Source organism: Gardnerella sp. Marseille-Q9185, from assembly GCF_046508745.1.
Classification (GTDB): Bacteria; Actinomycetota; Actinomycetes; order Actinomycetales; family Bifidobacteriaceae; genus Bifidobacterium; species Bifidobacterium greenwoodii.
In genome coordinates this window covers 62048-80619 of record NZ_JBKFWK010000002.1, presented here as the reverse complement: position 1 = coordinate 80619, position 18572 = coordinate 62048, and the positions used below count along the sequence as shown (strand labels likewise).

The following is an 18572-nucleotide window of genomic DNA, read 5'->3' as shown; positions in this document are numbered from 1 at the left end:
GTTGAGTAGGTCATGCCGCTTGCGCTGTTTTAATCATCTAAAACTTAATACGCATCTCCTGTGGAAGTGTTGTAATCATCGCGACGAGCAGTTCCATACTGATCCTGCGTCTGCTGCTGATTATTAGCCTCTTCCTGCTGTTCTCTAGCGGCCTGACGACGAGCGTCTTCATCTCGCTTTTCCTGCTCAGTTTGGGCAGGCTTCTTATAAAGCGAGTCGTGCGTTGAGGAAGCTCCGGCAGTGTACTTTGGATCAGGCTTTCCGTAATCGTTATCAACAGGAATATTAGCAGCCTTCAAATAGTCGTTCATAAACTGCTTCCAGGCAGGCGTTGCAATATACATACCATACCAAGCTGCCATTGTGCGACCGTTAATAGTCATGCCGTTGAAGCTCTTTTGCGATTCGGCATTGCCGACGGCCACAAACGAAGCCACCTGATACGGCACAAATCCTGCTGTGGTCATGTAGTACTGTTCGTTAGTACCAGTTTTTGCGAAGGTTTTACGTCCGCCGTCAAGCTGAGTTGTCGAAGCCTCACCACCAGGTTGAACAACACCCTGATTAAGTGCGTATGCGGCAGTTTGTGCAATACCCTTTGGAATAGCCTGATGGCAATGCGCACTAGGAACTCTTAAACGCTTGCCGTTCTTATCAATAACTCGCTTAATAGCAATAGGATCGCAAGCAACACCATCTGCACCCAAAGTTGCATACACATTTGCAACAGTTAAAGGCGAAGCCTGCACAGAACCAATGGTCATTGGCGGGTTCAAAGAATTAGCCGAATACACGCTTTCCTGACCAAGAGGTGAATTATGGTATCCAAGAATTTTAGCCGCGTCTGCAATAGAACACAGCTTAATTTGCTGAGCCATAGACGCCTGCGTAGTATTGTGAGAACGAACAAGACCTTGCAAAGGCGTTTCTGGGCTAACAGTGCCACCGCCGGAGTTTTGCACAAACCATGAGCCGACTCCGCGGAACTTATTGCAGTTAAAATCAGAATTATTGTATCGGATAGTCGTGCGAAGAGGCTGGTTGATTGACTTTCCAGCAAGCATCCACGCAACCATATTAATAGGCTTCCAAGTAGAACCAATCTGCCAGCCAAGACCACCGCCATCTCGCTCGTCAACAGCGTAGTTAAGAGCAGTATGAGTTGGATCAGACCTAGCAGCGTCGGACGCGTCATAAATACGATTGCTACCAAAGGCCAAAACCTCACCAGTTCCAGGCTTAATAGCAGCAATCGAAACTTCAAAACCGCTTTTATCGTTTACTGGAATCGTGTCACGAGCAGCTTTCATTGCAGCCTTACTTGCACGCAAATCCATAGTGGTGTAAATATCGAGACCACCTTCAGTAAGAAGCTTTTCTCGCGCAACAGCAGTCTTTCCAAATTCGCGAGAGTGCAAAATTCGCTTGGTTACGTAATCGCAGAAGAATGCAGCGTCACCTGCAGCCTGGCAACCAATCTTAGACACTTCTCGCTGAACATTAAGAGTATTTTTTAGCGGGATTGCTACGGCAGAATCATGCTCTTTTTTATTTATAAAACCTTGACGAAGCATTAAATCAAGCACAATATTGCGCTGCTTTTGCGCTTCTGGCTGATTTTCTTCAATAGACGGATCGTAATGAGAAGGATTTTTTGTGATTGCAGCAATAGTTGCAGCCTGTACAAGATTAAGCTTTGCAGCGCTCGTATTAAAGTAGCGGTGGGCTGCAGTTTCTACACCGTAAATATTATTGCTACCAAATTGCGCAATATTAAGATAGCCTTGCAAAATCTCAAGTTTTGAATACTTTTTTTCCATTTGAATTGCTATGAGCATTTCGCGAAGCTTACGCGCAATCGTACCTTCAGAAGCGTGATATTCCGCCAAAGGATCGTTATTTTCGCGCGCTTTAATCATAAGCACATTTTTCACATACTGCTGAGTTAAAGAAGAGCCACCTTGCATATCTGACTTTTTAACGAATGTTTTCACAAACGCGCGCATAACGCCTTGAACATCAACGCCAGAATGCTCAAAGAATCGCCTATCTTCACGAGCAACCATTGCCTGCTGCATATATTGCGAAATACGTCTAAGCGGCACAACAGTGCGATTTTGCGCATAAAATGTTGCGATAATTGTTTTGCCATCAGATGCATAAAGTCGCGATTTTTGCGGCAAAGCAGTTACATCAAAATCAATGCCATCAACGCGAAGTGAAGGAACAACTGTTTTCACCACGCTATTCACACTCATAACGCCAGGAACGAACATAATACTTGCAGCAACACCACCCGCAACACACAAAGTGATGTAGGTAAGAAACAGCGCTAGCACACGACGAGCAGTAAGTGAATTCTTTTTCGGCATGCGTACTATTCTAAAGGTTTGCCTCTACTTGAATAATCAGCGTCCTGCTCTTCGAATTAACATTCCCGGCTTATAAATAATAATCGAACGTCCTTTTCGCATAATCCACCCGCGATTTGCAAAATCCATAAGCGCCTTGTTCACAGTTTCCCTAGAAGAACCAACCAACTGAGCTAATTCCTCCTGAGTTAAATCATGCGGCACAAGCAAACCGTCACTCATTGGTTCGCCAAATCTGGATGCCAAATTCAACAGAGTTTTTGCCAAACGAGCTGGAACATCCATAAAAACTAAATCTGAAATTCTCTCATTATTAGCCCTCAGTCTCGCAGCCAAAACTTGCAGCATATCTACAGCAACTCGAGGATGATTATTTAGCCAAGCGAATAAAATATCGTTTTCAAGCCACAAAACTTTTGTTTTGCTTGTAATGGTGATTGCTGAAGCGGTACGAGGACCGCCCTTTGGGTCAAAAACAGGAATTTCGCCCAAAATTTCACCAGAAGTATGAATACTAAGCAATTGCACACGATTATCGTTAGAATGACGCACTAATTTTACGCGACCGCGCTCAAGAAGGTACATTCTGTGATCAGTATCACCCTCATTAAAAATCGACTCACCTTTGTTAAAAATCGACTCCTGAAGATGAACCAAAAGTTCCTTCATTTGATCCGCAGGAACTTGCTTAAACAATGCAGTATGTTGCAGCGACAATCTATCACCATTTGTAATCACTGCACTAGTTTTGCTTATCACCATTGCTTTACCCTTCTCAAGCAAAGTAGATATATCGCCTTTGAGTTACCTACGCATACAGATGAACGTAAACGTATGTGCGTAAACGAACATCACTTCGAACTATAATATCACGGATGCTGGCACGTAGGCGACATAAACAGCACACAACTGAGTAGTTTTGGTCGTTTTAGACTATTCGTTTATGCCCATAGCACCAAGACACCAAGCGTTTTCATACGCAAGCTCCTGCCACTGCCTATACCTGCCCGAAGTGCCGCCGTGGCCGCCGTCAGTTTCAACACGCGCAATAGCATCCACCCCAGAAGCCTGCAATTTCGCGAGCCATTTCATAGGTTCAGTAACAAGTACGCGAGTATCGTGAATAGACGATGTTATTAAGATTTTCGGGAAATCAGCTAATTTTTTGCGCCCATCTTCACTACCAGCACAAGGCACGTTTTCGTAAGGAGTATACGACTTCATATAAGCGTAATCTTCAGCATTATTAAGCGGATTTCCCCACTCATCCCACTCGGTTACAGTAAGCGGCAAAGAAGAATCAAGCATAGAAGTAAGTGCGTCAACGAACGGCACATCCGCTTCAATTCCCGCATAACATTCCGGAGCCATATTTGCTATAGCACCCATAAGCAAGCCGCCTGCAGAACCGCCATTTGCAACAGTATGGCGAGCAGAAGCAAAACCAGCATTCTGCAATGCGCGCGTTGCGTCAACAAAATCTTCAAAAGTGTGCTTTTTATTAACGCGCCTACCCTGCTCATACCATGCGCGACCCATTTCACCGCCGCCGCGCACATGCACTTGAGCATACAGCACTCCGCGATCTAGCAAACTCAAGCGTCCAACAGAAAAACTAGGGTCAGAACTGACTTCGTACGCGCCGTATCCTGTAATAAACATTGATTCGTTTTGCGAAATTTTATCCGGACGCCAAACAATAGACACCGGCACACGCTCGCCATCCCTAGCAGTAATCCATATGCGTTTTTCGGCGTAATTATGCTCGTCAAACTCGCCAAGAATCTTCCCGCGCTTAAGTAACACGTCTTCGCCGCTCGAAGGATCAAGCTCACGAAGCTGACCTAAAGTTGCGTAACTTCCAAAAGCGTAACGCATGCGAGGAGCTTCATAAGAAGGATTCCCAGTCATAGAAATGCTGAACAAGCGATTATTTTTGATTTCTTCTTTAGATATTTTGCAAAGACATTCGCGCGAAGAAGATTTAGCTTGATTAGTTATACAAGATTGCAAATTATTAACACGCGAAATACTTACGTTTTGAACATTAACGCAAGTAGATTCGTGATCTAAAACAATTTGAGGCTGAACTTCGTAAAAACGCCACGGCTTTCCGCTTAAAAAGTCTTCTACAGCGCGCTTTTTGCTAACTACAGCCAGATGCGGCAATCCTTGAGCTCTATACGCCAACGCAACATAATTTTTATACATTGACAATCCGCTTATACTTAAGCCGACTGAGTTTCGCAATATTTCAGGATTTTGTTCGCAATTATACGGCTGACAAATAGGCTTTTTGCTGGCAGAATCTTCCCACAAATCTCCATTTTCACAGCCGTAAGGAGAACCGGAAGCAACGCAAACGCCATCACCTAGTTTATAAGTCGCAATTTTAGATGAGACTGCGTTCGCACCTGCGTCCGTATTTGCGTCCGGAAGATTTCGCATATCAATAACATCAATCTCAAAATTAGGATTTTTAGCATTGTGGCAAACAATAGCAACCGGAATATCCTCACCATTTTTACCAGCGCCTTCAAAGCATGCGAAGGAAATGTCGTATTCAACGCCTTCAGACGGCTCAATCACCATGCGAAAATCACCTTCAGGCGTGCTTAACGGAAGCATAAGCACACGAGAGGTTGTTTTAGAGCTGCTACTAATCATCATGTAGCGTTCGTCAAAGCTTTCATAAACGTCAACAAAAAAGCGCTCGTCTTTTTCTTCAAACACTTTTACATCGCTGCTTGTTGGTGTTCCAACGCGGTGCCGCCAAACCTGGTAAGGACGCCATGCGCTGTCTATTTTTACATAAAACACCCATTTTCCGTCCGGAGAAAGTGAAGCAGAAGAAAGATTCTCCCAAGACTCTTCCAAAGGAGACCAAGAGCATGTGCTGGAAGAAAAATCTCGCATAAAATAGCTAAAACGTTCGTCGCCTTGAGTATCAACTCCGTAAAGCATACGAGAGCCGTCGGAGCTTAAATCCATGCCTCCAAGCCGGAAGAATTTGCTTCCAGCAAGCTCTGCTTCTTTGTTTGCATCAAAAAGTATTTCTTCATCTACAGTTACGCCCGGCTCAGCAGACTCATCTATAGTAGGCGGATTCCAATTAGCTTCATCGCTAACTTTCATACGACATTGAATAGCGTACTGTTTTCCTTCTTGCGTACGAACGTAATACCAGTAATTATTCATTCGCACAGGAACAGACATGTCTGTTTCTTGAACTCTAGAGCGCAATTCATTAAATAAGGTAGAACGCAAGTTTTCTAAATGCTTAACGCGCTTAGCAGTGTACGCATTTTGAGAATTTATATATTCAAGAAGCTCACTGCTGCTACGATTTTTCATCCAAGCGTAGTCGTCAACATAAGTATCGCCATGAAATTCGCGCTTTGAGGGTATTCGCTTAGCTTCTGCAGGTTTTTCAAAGACTGTTTGGGAAGTTGTGTTACAGCTTGTTTCGCAAATCTTTTCACTCATAAATATTTTTTTACCTTACTCTGCTTTTAATAGCCTCTTTTATAAACGGAAGCATTACTTCCGACAATCCTTGACCTGTAGGCGCTGCAAAAAATGGAACTCCTTGCAATGTTCCAGCAGCACCTTTTGCTTCTACAACATTTAGATTATCGTCAAGTTTTTCAAGTTCCGTTTCAGGAATTTCTGGAATATTTTCGTCTTCAAAAATATAAGCACGACGAGAAGCACTAAGAGCAACCGCAAAGTCACGCGATAATTTACGTCGAAAATTGTCTACAGTATCCCGCTTATGAAGCTGACGAATGCCAACAGCGAGCACTCGGCCAGGATGCTGACGAATAATATTCGCATAAGTGCTTGGATCTTTTTGGCCGTCGTCGCCAATAAGCACAAAACGCATACCTGGAAAATCATCCATAAGCTGGGTGGCAAACTCCAACTTATGCTGCGGACCGTTTGGAATAAAAGTCTTAGGACGCGGATCTAAATCGCGGAGCAAAAGAGGGCCTTCAGGAAACTTTTCGCGCTCAATAAAGTGACGAATTGAAGCCTCAACATTCCAAGGAGAAGTAGAAAGATAGAAAAATGGAATATCGTTACGCAAATTAGACAGCGACTGGAAAAACTCCGACATTCCAGCAACAGGCGAACGATGCGCCGGATTCATAATAAGCAGATTGTACGCGGCACGAATTGGAGAAGGCGCTTGAGTGACCATAATAGTGTCGTCAACGTCGGAAATAATTCCGATTGGCACGTTGTCATCAATAGCAAACAAGCTTGCTTTAACCGGCTCACGATTTTCAAGCGTGTAAGAAACAACATGACGACCCGGCAAAAGCGCACGTTCTGTAATCAAATCCAAGTAGCCTGCACGATCAGAAATACAATATTCAGCACTACCACCACGAGCCTCTTCCGGCTTGTCATAAACTTCAGAATCACCAACTTGCGCGGTTTCTACAGGAATATTGTCTATTGATAGCGCAACACGAACACGTACGGCTGGAATCACAAGCATGGCGTAAATACCGCGCTTTAACACTGAACGGTGTCCGCGCTTTGGAGCATACACTGTGCGGCAAATTAAGCGAGCATAGCGATGCGTTCCATAGCCAATATACGGCTCTACGCTTGGATACCACCCTGACCGGCGAGCAATGCGAGAGGCAAATCGCATCCATATTCCAACACAAGACGTAATAACACGTCTTACTACGCGCACAAACCAAGGTTTATTGCTGATTTTTTCGTCTTCAGACGGTGCGTCAAAAAGTGTAGCTGTAACATGTACAGGAATTGGGGTGCTGCTAATTCGACGAGATAACGAAGGTGCTGCCGGTTTCGATTGCGCAGCCGGTTTCGATTGTGCTGCCGGTTTTAACAGCGCTTCCGGTTTTTGCGCAACAGCATGCTTTGATGGCGCTGCAGAAGTAGCTACATTCTCATCGAATGAGCTAGTTTCATCCTCAGAACCTTCATCATACATGCTCATACGCTCATTTCTCGCGCACAGGACCATCCGGAGTAGTTCCTACAATCTGAACAATCGTGCCGCGCGGGCAATTCTCATAAATCCAGCGCGCATCCTGCTCGTACATGTTGATGCATCCGTGAGAACCATGATTTGCAGCATCGCCAGTAGCAATACCATCATAATTCCAAGAAGCAGTGTGGAATCCTTCTCCAGCGTGATAATAGCTAACCCAGCGCACATTAGGCGAGAAGTAAGAAGAACCATCGCCATTTCTACCGCGCATATCTTGAGAAGCGTAACGCAAGTAAATGAAGAACGTGCCAGGAGTTGAATCATCCGCGCCAGTCTTACCGGTGCAAACAGGGAAAGTCTTCACAAGCTCGTCGTTTTTATAAACAGACGCAGTCTGAGTTGACTTATCAACAACAATGCGCATTTCCACAAGCTTTTTCTCAACCGTAAACTTAGTGATTTTCGCAGGAAGGGTCAGCTTAAAATCATTTCCCTTACGCAAAGCCTCAACTGCTTTTTCTGCAGCTGATTTTGCATAAGTGATTTCAACACCATTAGAACCCTTCATGGTTGTGAAAATAAACTTTCCGTCTTTATTGATTGCGTCTTCCTGATTAACTTTCTGCTGATTAAGCTCTTTAGGAAGTGCCTGAGACAAGAACTCATCTGCTTTATCTGTATCAATAGTGTAAGAAAGCTTACGACGCGTAGTATCAGCTTTTACAGTAATCCAAGAAGCAAGAACTGTTTTAGGAACAGTAAAATCTTTTCCGTCTCCGTTATTAAACGTAATTTTTTTCGACAGCAACTTATTTAATTCGTCAACAAGTTTCTGTGCAGCATCGCGCTTAATAGGAGCTTGCGTTTTGCGAGAAGTAACTGAAACTTTTAAGCTTTTACCAGGATGAGCCAGTATTTTTTTCACCGCTTCGCGCACGGACAAAGTTTCAATAGTGCGTCCAGGAATACCATCTTCTACAACATAAGACTCGGAATTCTTGTCGAATTTTGCGCTGTAAGGAACGGCACGATCACGCTCGCGAACAAACCTAGTAAGCACATACGAATCCATTGCAGAATGGTCAACCTTAGCTTGCAAACTAACAGACTGCTGAATCCAAGGCATAATGCGAGTGAATAAATTATCATGCTTAGCTTGCATAATTGCTCGCACAGTATTTGGCTGATTGATTTTTACACCAAGCTCACCTAAATCTGCAGTAATACTGTTTCCACGGTCGTCCTTAATAACCAAAGAAGAAGCATCCACGGCATCACTTACAACGCGCTTTACGGAATCCTCCTTATAACCCGTAAGATTACGAGCAACAGAAACATCGCCAAAATTAACGCCTGGAGATACGCGATCGTGGAAATACCACTGTAGGGCAAAGAATGCTACAGCTATCAAAATAACAAAAACTAAAAGAGAATAAAGCAATGCGAGCGCAGAACGATTGCCGTGATTAGCTGAGCCTGCTTTCGCTCCGTTAGCACCACGACCGCCTCGATTGCCACCTTTACCATTTCTGCTGCCGCCATTTTCGGACTCAGATTGAGAATCAGGCGTTACAGCCTTAAAAGTGTCTGTTGCTGTAGAATCAGCAGAATTGTTAATAAGTATTTCTTGTACAGAAAGACCGCTGTCGAAAGAATCCTGATCTTCGTACTCGTCTGCAACTTCACCAAGATTTTCGGCAAGAGTTTTTCCATCATTATCGGCAGATTGATTATCTACCTGATTCTGCTCGACTTGCGCAAAAGCAACTGTATCGTCGCTTGCGTCATCAGGCGTATGACCCGGCATTTGATTGAAGGAATTTTCGCCTTCAGGATTGTGCTGCATATCAGTCATATTAATAACCTCTGCTCAATAATTGTACGCAAAAACACGCTTGTACAGTTTATCACTAGCGACGCACGAAATTACAGATTTCTCTGCAAACGCTGCACTGCAGACAATAAAGCAACCAAGGCAGAAGCAACCTCATACGGATGCTCAGTAGCGCTGAAATGTCCACAATCTTCAATCTCAACAAAATCTACGTGCGAGGAAGATTTCATTGCTTCAGCCATTGGACGCATAATTTCAGGCGCACTAGATGGATCCAAAGTGCCGCTAATAACCAAAGCCGGAGCTGTAATCAAAGGCAGCTGATCTTCCATATCTGGACGGCAGGCTGCCATGCGCTGACGCCATGCCAAACCTTCAGGCTTCTGGTCATGAATCCAATTTTCAAAAGTTTGAATAAACTCAGGAGACTTTTTAACCGTAGAATCTTTTTCGGTTGCGTGAGCAAAATGCATAACAGGCTCAACTGTTTGGTCGCGCTCACAAACGTCTGCAATTTCAAGACGCTTAGCGCGTGCTTGAGGAGCATCAACGCAGGCTCGAGTATCGCATAAAGCAATGCCGGCAACAGCTTTAGGAAGAAGACGCTGAACATCCAAAGCAACATAGCCGCCCATCGAAAGACCAACCCATACAGCGCGCTCAAAGCCCAAATCGTTAATAAGTTTTACATAAGATGCACTAAGAGCATCAAGAGCGTGAGCGTAATCAGCCTCGTTAAACTCAGAGCGCTCGGCTTTTGGAGTCTCACTCAAGCCGGCACCGACCATATCCGGAGCAAAAATAGGAACGTCATGCTTTAACAATCCGGATTCAAGAGCGGCATCAATTTGTGCGTTCAAAGAATCTGCACAAGCATCCCACATGCGGTGATCAACCGGAAAACCATGGATTAAAACGATTGGAACAATATTGGAATTGTTTGAATCGTCAGAATTTTTTACATCTCTATAAACCGTATTGTGCAACTGAAAAAGTGAGCAATCCTTAAAAGAATCGCACTTACTATTTGCGTTATTAAAAGCTTCACACATAGTGCCTAATAATAGTCTTAGCCATATAACACAAATGTGTAAAAAACGTAAATATTCACAGTATTAAGCAAAATTTATCGTAGCAATAGAAATAATGTGCAAGAATAGAGGGTATGCCAATTATGCCTATCCAAGCAACCATTGCACTTATGGTGATTGTTTTTGCGCTAGTTATTGCGCCATTCGTCATCATGATTGTTACGCGCGCCATGAAACGGCATCATTTAGCGAAAAAACTCGCAAAACGACACGGCGACTCTGTACATTACGCGTTTATTCTAAATCCTTCAAAGCCGCAGGCAGAATCTTACCGCGAAAGTATTCAAAATTATTGCGACAAGCGCAAACTAACTTACGAAATAATCGACACGCAGTTAGACAAAGACGGACGTGAGTGCGCACAAGAAGCACTTTCCAACGGAGCTAACGTTGTTGTGGCAGTTGGCGGAGACGGCACAGTTAGAACAGTTGCGAGCGCAGTAAGCGGCAAAGGACATGCTATGGGAATTATTCCTATTGGCACCGGAAATCTTTTTGCAAGAAACATGGGCATACCTGTAAACGATGTGGAAGCTGCATTGCGCGTGGCTACTTCGCACGGATCTAGGCAGGTTGATGTTGGGCGAGTAACAATTCTGGACAATCCAAAAGAGGACCACGGCCATGCGTTTTTAATTATTGCCGGAATTGGCTTTGATGCGCTTATGATTGACGACACAGACCCGAAGCTAAAGAAAAACATTAGTTGGCTTGCTTATTTTGTGGCCGGAGTTAAACATTTGTTTATGCCGAAGTATCGTGCAACCGTTACCTTACAAAGATCAAACGGCGACGAAAGCGTGCTAAAAGGACTCACCTTCCGAACACTTATGGCAGGAAATTGCGGGCAAATTCCTATGTTCTCGCTAATGCCAGAAGCCGCTTACGACGACGGCGTACTCGACTTTGAAATTATTGACACTTCGGGCGGATTAATTGGCTGGGCTAATTTATTCCGCGGAGTAGTACACCAAACCGTAACCGGTCACGCTCTACAGCAGGAGTCGCTATCCGCAGGCTCCAGAATTGACCAAACGCAAGGATTTAGCGCGGAAGTGCAGTTGGAAAAAGCGGCGCCAGTGCAGGTGGACGGCGACATTTTGGGTTACACAAAGCATTTGCGCTTCACTGTTGACAAACAAGCACTGTGCGTGCGCGTGCCAGCAAGCGTAAAAACCAGCGTTACTGTGAGTGAATAATATAAAATACAAGCGCCGTGGCAAAATAAAAAATTATGGTAGCAAAAAATGCGGGAATGCCCGCCACCCCAGAAGATCTAGTCGACGTCGACGCTTTGGTTGGCGCTTACTATGATGAAGTTCCAAATTCCAACATTCCAGAACAGCGCGTGATTTTCGGCACGTCCGGTCACCGTGGTTCTGCTTTGAAAACTTCGTTTAACGAAGCTCATATTGTGGCAATTACGCAAGCTATTGCTGAATATCGCAAGAAAGCTGGCGTAACTGGCCCTCTTTATATTGGTCGCGATACGCACGCTCTTTCTGAGCCTGCTCAAAAAACCGCTATTGAGGTTTTGGTTGCTAACGGCGTTCACGTTCGCGTGGATTCTCGCGGCGACTTCGTGCCAACTCCTGTTGTTTCTCAAGCTATTTTGACTCATAATCGCGCAGCCGACGGCACTCAGCGTTTTAGCGGAGACGGCTTGGCTGACGGCATCGTAGTCACCCCTTCGCACAACCCTCCAACCGACGGCGGTTTTAAGTACGATCCTGTAACCGGCGGCCCTGCACCTGCAGACGTGACTAATGCGATTGCAAACCGCGCAAACGAATTGCTCGACAACTACAAGTCCGTAAAGCGCGTGCCTTTCGAGGAAGCAATCAAGTCTGATTTGGTTGAAGGCTTCGATTACCGCGAACATTACGTAAGCGACTTGGCAAACGTAATCGACTTCGACGTGATTCGTTCCAGCGGCGTGCGTTTGGGAATTGACCCACTCGGCGGCGCAAGCGTAAACTACTGGCCACTTATGAACGAAAAGTACGGCCTGAACATTGGCGTTGTGCGCCCAGAAGTTGACCCAACTTGGCGATTCATGACTATTGACCACGATGGCAAGATTCGTATGGATCCAAGCTCCCCTTACGCAATGAAGGGCTTAGTTGATCAGCTTAACGCTGGCGCTTGGGATAAGTACGATTTGGTTGGCGGCACTGATCCAGATGCTGACCGCCACGGAATTGTGTGCCCAAACTGGGGCGTTATGAACCCGAACCACTACATTGCAGTATGCGTTGAGTACTTGTTCGGCGGCGCTCGCCCAGATTGGCCAAAGAATACTGCAATCGGCAAGACGCTTGTGTCTTCTTCCTTGATTGACCGCGTAGCTGCTTCTATTAACGCAAAGCTTGTGGAAGTTCCTGTTGGCTTTAAGTGGTTCGTTGACCCACTCTTTAGCGGCGAAGTTGCTTTCGGCGGAGAGGAAAGCTCCGGCATGAGCTTCTTGCGCAAGGATGGTCGCGTGTGGACCACCGATAAGGATGGTTTGATTCCAGACTTGCTCGCTGCGGAAATTACTGCAAAGACTGGCAAGAACCCAGCTCAGCTTCACCAGGATCAGGTTGCTCGCTTTGGCGAAAGCTGGTATAAGCGCGTTGATACCCCAACCACGCTTGAGCAGAAGCAGAAGTTCGCAGCTTTGAGCGGCGACGATGTTGAAGCAACCAAGCTTGCTGGCGAAGATATTACCGCAAAGCTTACGGAAGCTCCTGGAAACGGCGCAAAGATTGGCGGATTGAAGGTGACTACCAAGAATAACTGGTTCGCTGCTCGCCCATCTGGTACCGAAAACATTTACAAGGTTTACGCAGAATCCTTCGTTTCTCCAGAAGCACTTGACAAAGTGCTTGAAGAAGCCACTGCCGTAGTCGACAAGGCTTTAGCATAGTCTGCAAGACTGTGGCAGTCGACAAGACTTTGGCGTAACGTAATAATCTTGCGTAAATAAAAAATACACTAATTGCGCTGGTTGCAATTTGCAGCCGGCGCATTTTTGAAAGGTTTGCCATGATAGTTGTTTCTACAGACGGTTCCGCATTAGGAAATCCGAATGGTTCAATGGGTTGGGCATGGGCAGATCACAGCTTCGAGGCTGGTAGCACTAGCGAGCACCATCACACTGGTAACGCGGACGCTGGAGGCGCAACTAATGGCACGAATCAAATCGGCGAATTATGCGCTGTTTTGGAAGCTTTGCGAGCACACCCAGGAAGCGAGCCGCTCACAATCGAAACTGATTCACAATACGCAATCAACTGCTCAACTACGTGGATTCACGGATGGAAAAAGAACGGTTGGAAAAATTCCAAAAACGAGCCTGTAAAAAACGCAGATTTGATTCGCGCAATCGACGCAGAACTTACTAAGCGCGAAGGTGCTGTAAAATTCGTGTGGGTTAAAGGGCATGCTGGAAACGCTGGAAACGAAAAAGTTGATACATTAGCGCGCACATACGCAGAAGATTGCCGAAGCGGCGTGAAAAGCGGATACTTGCCTTTAGAAGGCTGGAAGTCGCTACTTTCTTCACCATACGCAAGTGGAACTGACGTTCCGCAAGACGCAAAAGCGCTAATGGAAAATAAGATTTCTTGCGAGGAATACCATATTGGGCGCGCAGTTGGAGAAGACACAAACCCAGATTTCGTAAAAAATAGCAACGATTGCGACGAAGCAAAAACTCAAGACGCGTCTAAAATTGCCGAAAATATGCAAGATTCTACGCAAAAATCAAACGAAGCAGGTGAAACAAACGAAGCAGGTGAAACAAACGAGGCGCACAAAATAAACGAATCAAACGAGGCGCACAAGTCAGAAGTAAATCCCGAAAATAAGCCCGAAAACAATCCCGAAAACAAGGCGCAAATAAAGCCGCAGCCAGTTAAAGGATTAAGCGTTTCTGGCGTTCTGCAGTTTACTCCTCCACCAAACACAAGCCCAACTTTTAACGGCCAGGCGCGTTTTATTTCCGGCACAATTAACGTAAGCGGATACGTTGAACCCGACGGCACTTTGCACTTTGCTCCAACCGCCTTCTACCTTTCATAGGTTATTTTTTAATGTGGCGCTCCAAACGCGAGGAATCTATCTCGCATTTGGAGGGTTTGGACTGGCATAACGCTCCAAACGCGCGCAACTTTCCCCGCATTTGGAGGGTTTCTGTGTATCTGGCGCTCCAAACGCGAGGAATCTATCTCACATTTGGAGCGTGCGAGCGTCCTTCGCTCAGTTCAAAAAATCTGCACGCAGACTAATATGGAAATGTACGAAAATGAGGCACGCATAAAAGCGCAACAGCATAAAGCGTAAAACGCCTCTCCCGCAAATGCGATGGAAGTTCATCGACGAACTCGGGAATAACAAAACATAAGAAAGCAGGAATAATGGATAAAGCACAACAAGACGCGCTTAAAAAAGCAGCCGGCATTGAAGCCGCAAAGATTGTGAAAAATGGCATGATGGTTGGCCTCGGCACCGGCTCCACCGTGCGCTTTTTGGTAGATGAGCTTGGCCGCAGAGTTAAAGAAGAAGGCTTGAGCTTCACAGGAGTCACAACTTCCCGCCGCACGCAGGAGCAGGCAGAAGGCTACGGTATTAAAATTCTCGACATTAACGAAGTAGACCACATTGACGTTACAATCGACGGCTCTGACGAAGTCGATAAGAACTTCAACGGCATTAAGGGCGGCGGCGCGGCACTTCTTTGGGAAAAGATTGTGGCCATTAACTCAGACCGCATTGTGTGGATTGTGGACGCAAGCAAGGTAGTTGACACAATTGGCAGGTTCCCACTTCCAGTTGAGGTGATTCCGTTTGGTTCCGCACAGGTGATTCGTAAGTTCGAAAAGCGCGGATATAAGCCAGTTTTGCGTCTTGATGCGGACGGCAAGGAAGTGCGCACCGACGAGAACAACTTCGTGGTTGATTTGCACATGGAGCGCATTGAGCATCCACAGGAGTTGGCTAAAGATTTGATTGAAACCGTCGGCGTCGTAGAACACGGCTTGTTCTTGAACATGGTTGACACAGTGATTGTTGGCGACCCTAACGGTCCTCGCACGCTTACAAACCCAAATAAGTAACAAAACTAAGCGCAAAGTAGAGTCCGCAAACGCGGGCTCTACTTTTTTGTATATAAAAAAGCGCCGGGAAAAACCGACGCTTTATAAAAAGTATTTACGTGCCTAAACGTTCAGACACGCATCAACGCATAAGCATAATTACTTGCGCTGGTGACGAGTCTTACGCAGCAGTTTGCGGTGCTTCTTCTTGCTCATCCGCTTGCGGCGCTTCTTGATGACAGAACCCATCTGAAGCCTCCATTCCTATCTAAAGTGTGCAACTTGCCTAATGTTACACCGTTTTGACGACTTTGGACAGTACCGTCACAAAGAACAGTGCTTTTTGAAGAAATTTACATTGGGAAGCTGTGGTAAAAACGCTCTACAGACTGCTTCGAACCAGTTACCTCAAAAACAGCAGTGTCGTTTTGCCATAATGCGCTCGCCTGAGTTTTATCATTCTCATCAACACGAAGCACGTAGCTGCCAACCGTTTTACCAGCAACTTGAATCTTACCGCTTGCAACGTCCGAACCCTTAAGACCGTCGAGCAATGCTTCGTATTGCTTATTTGCAGAATCACGATTCGACCATTGCGCAACAGTTAACGAAACCTCACCATCGCTCTGACCTGTTGAATACTTTACGCTATATTCTTCCAAAGGCGACGATTCAGTCCAAGTTGCGCTAGGAATTGCGTCAACTCGCGCAAAATCAAGAACACTATCCGGCATAGACTTCAACAAAGCTGTTGAAGAAACCGGCAAAGCTTTAGCCGGTATAGATGGTGTTTTTGGCACAGCAACATGATTTTTATTTGCAGAATTATCGTGATTAAGCGCCCAACCCGGCCACACGAAAGCTGAAAGAAACGCTAAAATAACCACTACTGCTGCAGACGTAACTACAACTAATAACTTGTGATGTGTTGATCCATTAGCATTTGAAACATTCATATCCGACATACTTGCATTATCTCACAGCACGATGACGCGTAAGTCTGTAACGCTGCTTTTTTGAGGCTTTATAAAGCACAGCGCGTCATTGTCGCTAAAGACATATAGCGTCTAAATATGGCTAGTAAATCTCCCCTGCACTATTTATGCTCCGAATGCGGATGGAGCGGGTCAAAATGGTATGGACGCTGCCCGGAATGTGGCGAATGGGGCACAGTAAACGAGTTTAAAGAAGCGCGCGTTAGTGGGCTTTCAAAAACCACTCGCGCCTCGAGGATGACGCGCGCAGGAAATGCTAGAAATACGGTAGCAAACGCAGGATACTTGTCAGCAAACTCAGTAAACTCAGCAAACTTTGCAAACGCAATAAACTCATCAATATCAGCTCAACCGATGAGCGAAATTGAAGCCGACGATGCACTTCGTATTCACACAGGCTTTGGCGAATTTGATCGCGTTTTAGGCGGCGGTCTTGTGCCGGGTTCAGTAACTCTTATTGCAGGTGAGCCTGGAATCGGAAAATCAACTCTTCTTTTAGAAGCTGCGTCAAATATTGCAAAACAGGCGAAATTAAATGGAAATCCTCCTGTTTTATACATTTCCGGCGAAGAGTCAGCTGCTCAAGTAAAGTTACGCGCATCTAGAATTAACGCTGTAAACGACTACTTGCTTCTTGCAACAACCGGAGACTTAGACACTGTTCTTGATCTTATTGAAGCTCACAGGCCAACGCTTGCCATTGTCGATTCTGCGCAAACAATCGTTGCTCGAGACGTTGAAGGCATTACCGGCGGCTCAACTCAGGTGCGCGAAGTTGCGAGCGCGCTTATTGATGTTGCTAAAACGAATAATATTCCAGTTATGCTGGTTGGTCATGTTACTAAAGACGGCTCTATTGCAGGCCCTCGCACTCTTGAGCATTTAGTTGATACAGTCTGCCAGTTTGAGGGAGATTCGCAGACGGCTTTGCGCATGCTTAGAGCTGTTAAGAATCGTTTTGGACCAACTGACGAAGTTGGCTGCTTCGATATGAGTGGCGAGGGAATTGAGGAAGTGCCAGATCCTTCCGGACTGTTTTTGTCTTCTACAGAAAACGATAATCAAGGTAAAAATGCGCAAGATGGCACAAACGACGGAACTTGCGTCACTTTTACGCTAGAAGGACACCGAAGCCTGCCAATTGAAATACAGGCGCTTGTAACGCAATCTGCACTCCCAACACCTCGTCGCGCAGTTTCTGGGGTTGATGCAAACCGTATTGCAATGCTTACGGCTGTTTTGTATCGTCATGGAAGAGTTAATTTACTTGCAAAAGATTTGTATGTTTCTACGATTGCCGGCGCGCTTGCAAAAGAGCCTTCGTGCGATGTTGCAATTGTTGCTGCTTTGGCAAGCGCCGCAAGCGGAAAAGCTGTAGCTAAAAAAACGTGCGCAATTGGCGAAATAAGCTTAACTGGTCAAGTGCGTCCTGTTCCTAGAATGGAGCCGCGCTTGCGCGAAGCGGCCAGAATAGGATACAAGCGCGCTGTTGTGTGCCCGCTTCGAAAGAAAATTAATATTCCAGGATTGCAGATTGTTGAAGTGAGCAACGTTCGAGATGCGTTGCAATCGCTTGGTCTGTAAACATTCGCTTCGCTGAGCTTAGCTTAGCTTATTTTAGTTTAGCTTAGCCGAGCTTAGCGAAGCGAATATTCAAGTGTTGCGTTTAAAGAATTTCACTTGTGTTGCATACCGTAATAAGTGGAGTAAAAAGCTCCATAGTTTTAAGAGCCAGATCATGATTTTCTGGCGTGCTTCCTGCACAAGCATCCGCCGCAATGCGTACAGCTACACCGCTATCTGCCGCAGCTAAAGCAGTTGTTAGTACGCAACAATCCGTTGCAACTCCGCAAATTGTTATCTTGCAACAGTCACCCAATGCGGCTTTAAGCTCCGCACCCCACTTGCCGAAAGTTTCGCATGTAACTACGGTGTGACCTTCCGCAAGTTCTGCCGTTTCTGGCGTAAAGTCATACATTGGGTCGTTAGGTTTTACAAGGAATTGTGGCCAATCTTTAAAATAGTCAACCCAAGCATTTTCCGGCTTAAGAGGAGCTACGTAACGCGTGTAGATTACTCGATCCCCATAAGCTTTCGCAAGTTTTGTAAAAGCTTCGGTTGTTGAATCATAGGTATGATCTGCGCACGCCCAAGTCGACCAGTCACTTTCGCAAAAAACACGCTGCCTGTCGATTACTACTAACCATTCGTCTTCTTTAATCATTTA

Annotated in this window: 14 protein-coding genes; 5 read left to right on the top strand and 9 right to left on the bottom strand. The window is 45.6% G+C overall.

From position 1 onward, the window contains the following. Positions 1-44: 44 nt before the first annotated feature. The 6 genes from ACLD5M_RS03025 to ACLD5M_RS03000 all read right to left on the bottom strand — a co-directional run bounded on the left by ACLD5M_RS03025 (position 45) and on the right by ACLD5M_RS03000 (position 10233). Positions 45-2372, bottom strand: a complete 2328-nt coding sequence (locus ACLD5M_RS03025; RefSeq protein WP_410314576.1) for a transglycosylase domain-containing protein — start codon at positions 2370-2372, stop codon at positions 45-47. Positions 2373-2408: 36 nt separating this feature from the next. Then, on the bottom strand, positions 2409-3134 hold the full coding sequence (locus ACLD5M_RS03020) for a Crp/Fnr family transcriptional regulator (RefSeq protein WP_032841545.1): 726 nt from the start codon (positions 3132-3134) through the stop codon (positions 2409-2411). Between the two features lie 171 nt (positions 3135-3305). Next, complete coding sequence (locus tag ACLD5M_RS03015) at positions 3306-5858, bottom strand: S9 family peptidase (protein ID WP_410314575.1); 2553 nt, start codon at positions 5856-5858, stop codon at positions 3306-3308. 10 nt (positions 5859-5868) lie between these two features. Further along, entirely contained in the window at positions 5869-7347 is a 1479-nt protein-coding gene (locus ACLD5M_RS03010; protein WP_410314636.1) for an App1 family protein, read from the bottom strand. A 10-nt stretch (positions 7348-7357) separates the two neighbouring features. Continuing rightward, positions 7358-9202, bottom strand: coding sequence for a L,D-transpeptidase (locus ACLD5M_RS03005; RefSeq protein WP_410314574.1), 1845 nt, complete (start codon positions 9200-9202; stop codon positions 7358-7360). Between the two features lie 71 nt (positions 9203-9273). Beyond that, positions 9274-10233 (bottom strand): alpha/beta fold hydrolase, encoded by a 960-nt coding sequence (locus ACLD5M_RS03000; protein ID WP_410314573.1) that lies wholly within the window; start codon positions 10231-10233, stop codon positions 9274-9276. Between the two features lie 113 nt (positions 10234-10346). Between ACLD5M_RS03000 and ACLD5M_RS02995 the strand changes: the two genes are divergently transcribed. The 4 genes from ACLD5M_RS02995 (at position 10347) to rpiA (ending at position 15371) form a co-directional block, all read left to right on the top strand. Continuing rightward, positions 10347-11471, top strand: a complete 1125-nt coding sequence (locus tag ACLD5M_RS02995) for a diacylglycerol/lipid kinase family protein (protein ID WP_119520650.1) — start codon at positions 10347-10349, stop codon at positions 11469-11471. Between the two features lie 35 nt (positions 11472-11506). Continuing rightward, positions 11507-13180 (top strand): phosphoglucomutase (alpha-D-glucose-1,6-bisphosphate-dependent), encoded by a 1674-nt coding sequence (gene pgm / locus ACLD5M_RS02990; RefSeq protein WP_004121470.1) that lies wholly within the window; start codon positions 11507-11509, stop codon positions 13178-13180. Between the two features lie 119 nt (positions 13181-13299). Beyond that, positions 13300-14337 (top strand): ribonuclease H, encoded by a 1038-nt coding sequence (locus tag ACLD5M_RS02985; protein ID WP_410314572.1) that lies wholly within the window; start codon positions 13300-13302, stop codon positions 14335-14337. Positions 14338-14672: 335 nt separating this feature from the next. Further along, on the top strand, positions 14673-15371 hold the full coding sequence (gene rpiA, locus ACLD5M_RS02980; RefSeq protein ID WP_410314571.1) for a ribose-5-phosphate isomerase RpiA: 699 nt from the start codon (positions 14673-14675) through the stop codon (positions 15369-15371). Between the two features lie 138 nt (positions 15372-15509). Here the strand turns inward: rpiA and ACLD5M_RS02975 are convergent, their stop codons facing one another. Both ACLD5M_RS02975 and ACLD5M_RS02970 read right to left on the bottom strand, forming a co-directional pair. Next, positions 15510-15599, bottom strand: coding sequence for a 30S ribosomal protein bS22 (locus ACLD5M_RS02975; RefSeq protein WP_004268639.1), 90 nt, complete (start codon positions 15597-15599; stop codon positions 15510-15512). A 104-nt stretch (positions 15600-15703) separates the two neighbouring features. Beyond that, positions 15704-16306, bottom strand: a complete 603-nt coding sequence (locus ACLD5M_RS02970) for a hypothetical protein (RefSeq protein ID WP_374043018.1) — start codon at positions 16304-16306, stop codon at positions 15704-15706. 117 nt (positions 16307-16423) lie between these two features. Here ACLD5M_RS02970 and radA point away from each other — a divergent pair, with 117 nt between their 5' ends. Continuing rightward, positions 16424-17929, top strand: a complete 1506-nt coding sequence (gene radA / locus ACLD5M_RS02965) for a DNA repair protein RadA (RefSeq protein WP_410314570.1) — start codon at positions 16424-16426, stop codon at positions 17927-17929. 82 nt (positions 17930-18011) lie between these two features. Here radA and ACLD5M_RS02960 read toward each other — a convergent pair whose 3' ends face one another. Continuing rightward, a complete protein-coding gene (locus ACLD5M_RS02960; RefSeq protein ID WP_308583100.1) occupies positions 18012-18569 on the bottom strand; it encodes a cysteine hydrolase in 558 nt (185 codons plus the stop codon). Positions 18570-18572: the final 3 nt, after the last annotated feature.

What these genes read in the sequence shown, in the direction of transcription:
- ACLD5M_RS03025 (WP_410314576.1), bottom strand. Translation starts at nt 2,372, where the DNA reads ATGCCGAAAAAGAATTCACTTACTGCTCGTCGTGTGCTAGCGCTGTTT.
- ACLD5M_RS03020 (WP_032841545.1), bottom strand. Translation starts at nt 3,134, where the DNA reads ATGGTGATAAGCAAAACTAGTGCAGTGATTACAAATGGTGATAGATTG.
- ACLD5M_RS03015 (WP_410314575.1), bottom strand. Translation starts at nt 5,858, where the DNA reads ATGAGTGAAAAGATTTGCGAAACAAGCTGTAACACAACTTCCCAAACA.
- ACLD5M_RS03010 (WP_410314636.1), bottom strand. Translation starts at nt 7,347, where the DNA reads ATGTATGATGAAGGTTCTGAGGATGAAACTAGCTCATTCGATGAGAAT.
- ACLD5M_RS03005 (WP_410314574.1), bottom strand. Translation starts at nt 9,202, where the DNA reads ATGACTGATATGCAGCACAATCCTGAAGGCGAAAATTCCTTCAATCAA.
- ACLD5M_RS03000 (WP_410314573.1), bottom strand. Translation starts at nt 10,233, where the DNA reads ATGTGTGAAGCTTTTAATAACGCAAATAGTAAGTGCGATTCTTTTAAG.
- ACLD5M_RS02995 (WP_119520650.1), top strand. Translation starts at nt 10,347, where the DNA reads ATGCCAATTATGCCTATCCAAGCAACCATTGCACTTATGGTGATTGTT.
- pgm (WP_004121470.1), top strand. Translation starts at nt 11,507, where the DNA reads ATGGTAGCAAAAAATGCGGGAATGCCCGCCACCCCAGAAGATCTAGTC.
- ACLD5M_RS02985 (WP_410314572.1), top strand. Translation starts at nt 13,300, where the DNA reads ATGATAGTTGTTTCTACAGACGGTTCCGCATTAGGAAATCCGAATGGT.
- rpiA (WP_410314571.1), top strand. Translation starts at nt 14,673, where the DNA reads ATGGATAAAGCACAACAAGACGCGCTTAAAAAAGCAGCCGGCATTGAA.
- ACLD5M_RS02975 (WP_004268639.1), bottom strand. Translation starts at nt 15,599, where the DNA reads ATGGGTTCTGTCATCAAGAAGCGCCGCAAGCGGATGAGCAAGAAGAAG.
- ACLD5M_RS02970 (WP_374043018.1), bottom strand. Translation starts at nt 16,306, where the DNA reads ATGAATGTTTCAAATGCTAATGGATCAACACATCACAAGTTATTAGTT.
- radA (WP_410314570.1), top strand. Translation starts at nt 16,424, where the DNA reads ATGGCTAGTAAATCTCCCCTGCACTATTTATGCTCCGAATGCGGATGG.
- ACLD5M_RS02960 (WP_308583100.1), bottom strand. Translation starts at nt 18,569, where the DNA reads ATGATTAAAGAAGACGAATGGTTAGTAGTAATCGACAGGCAGCGTGTT.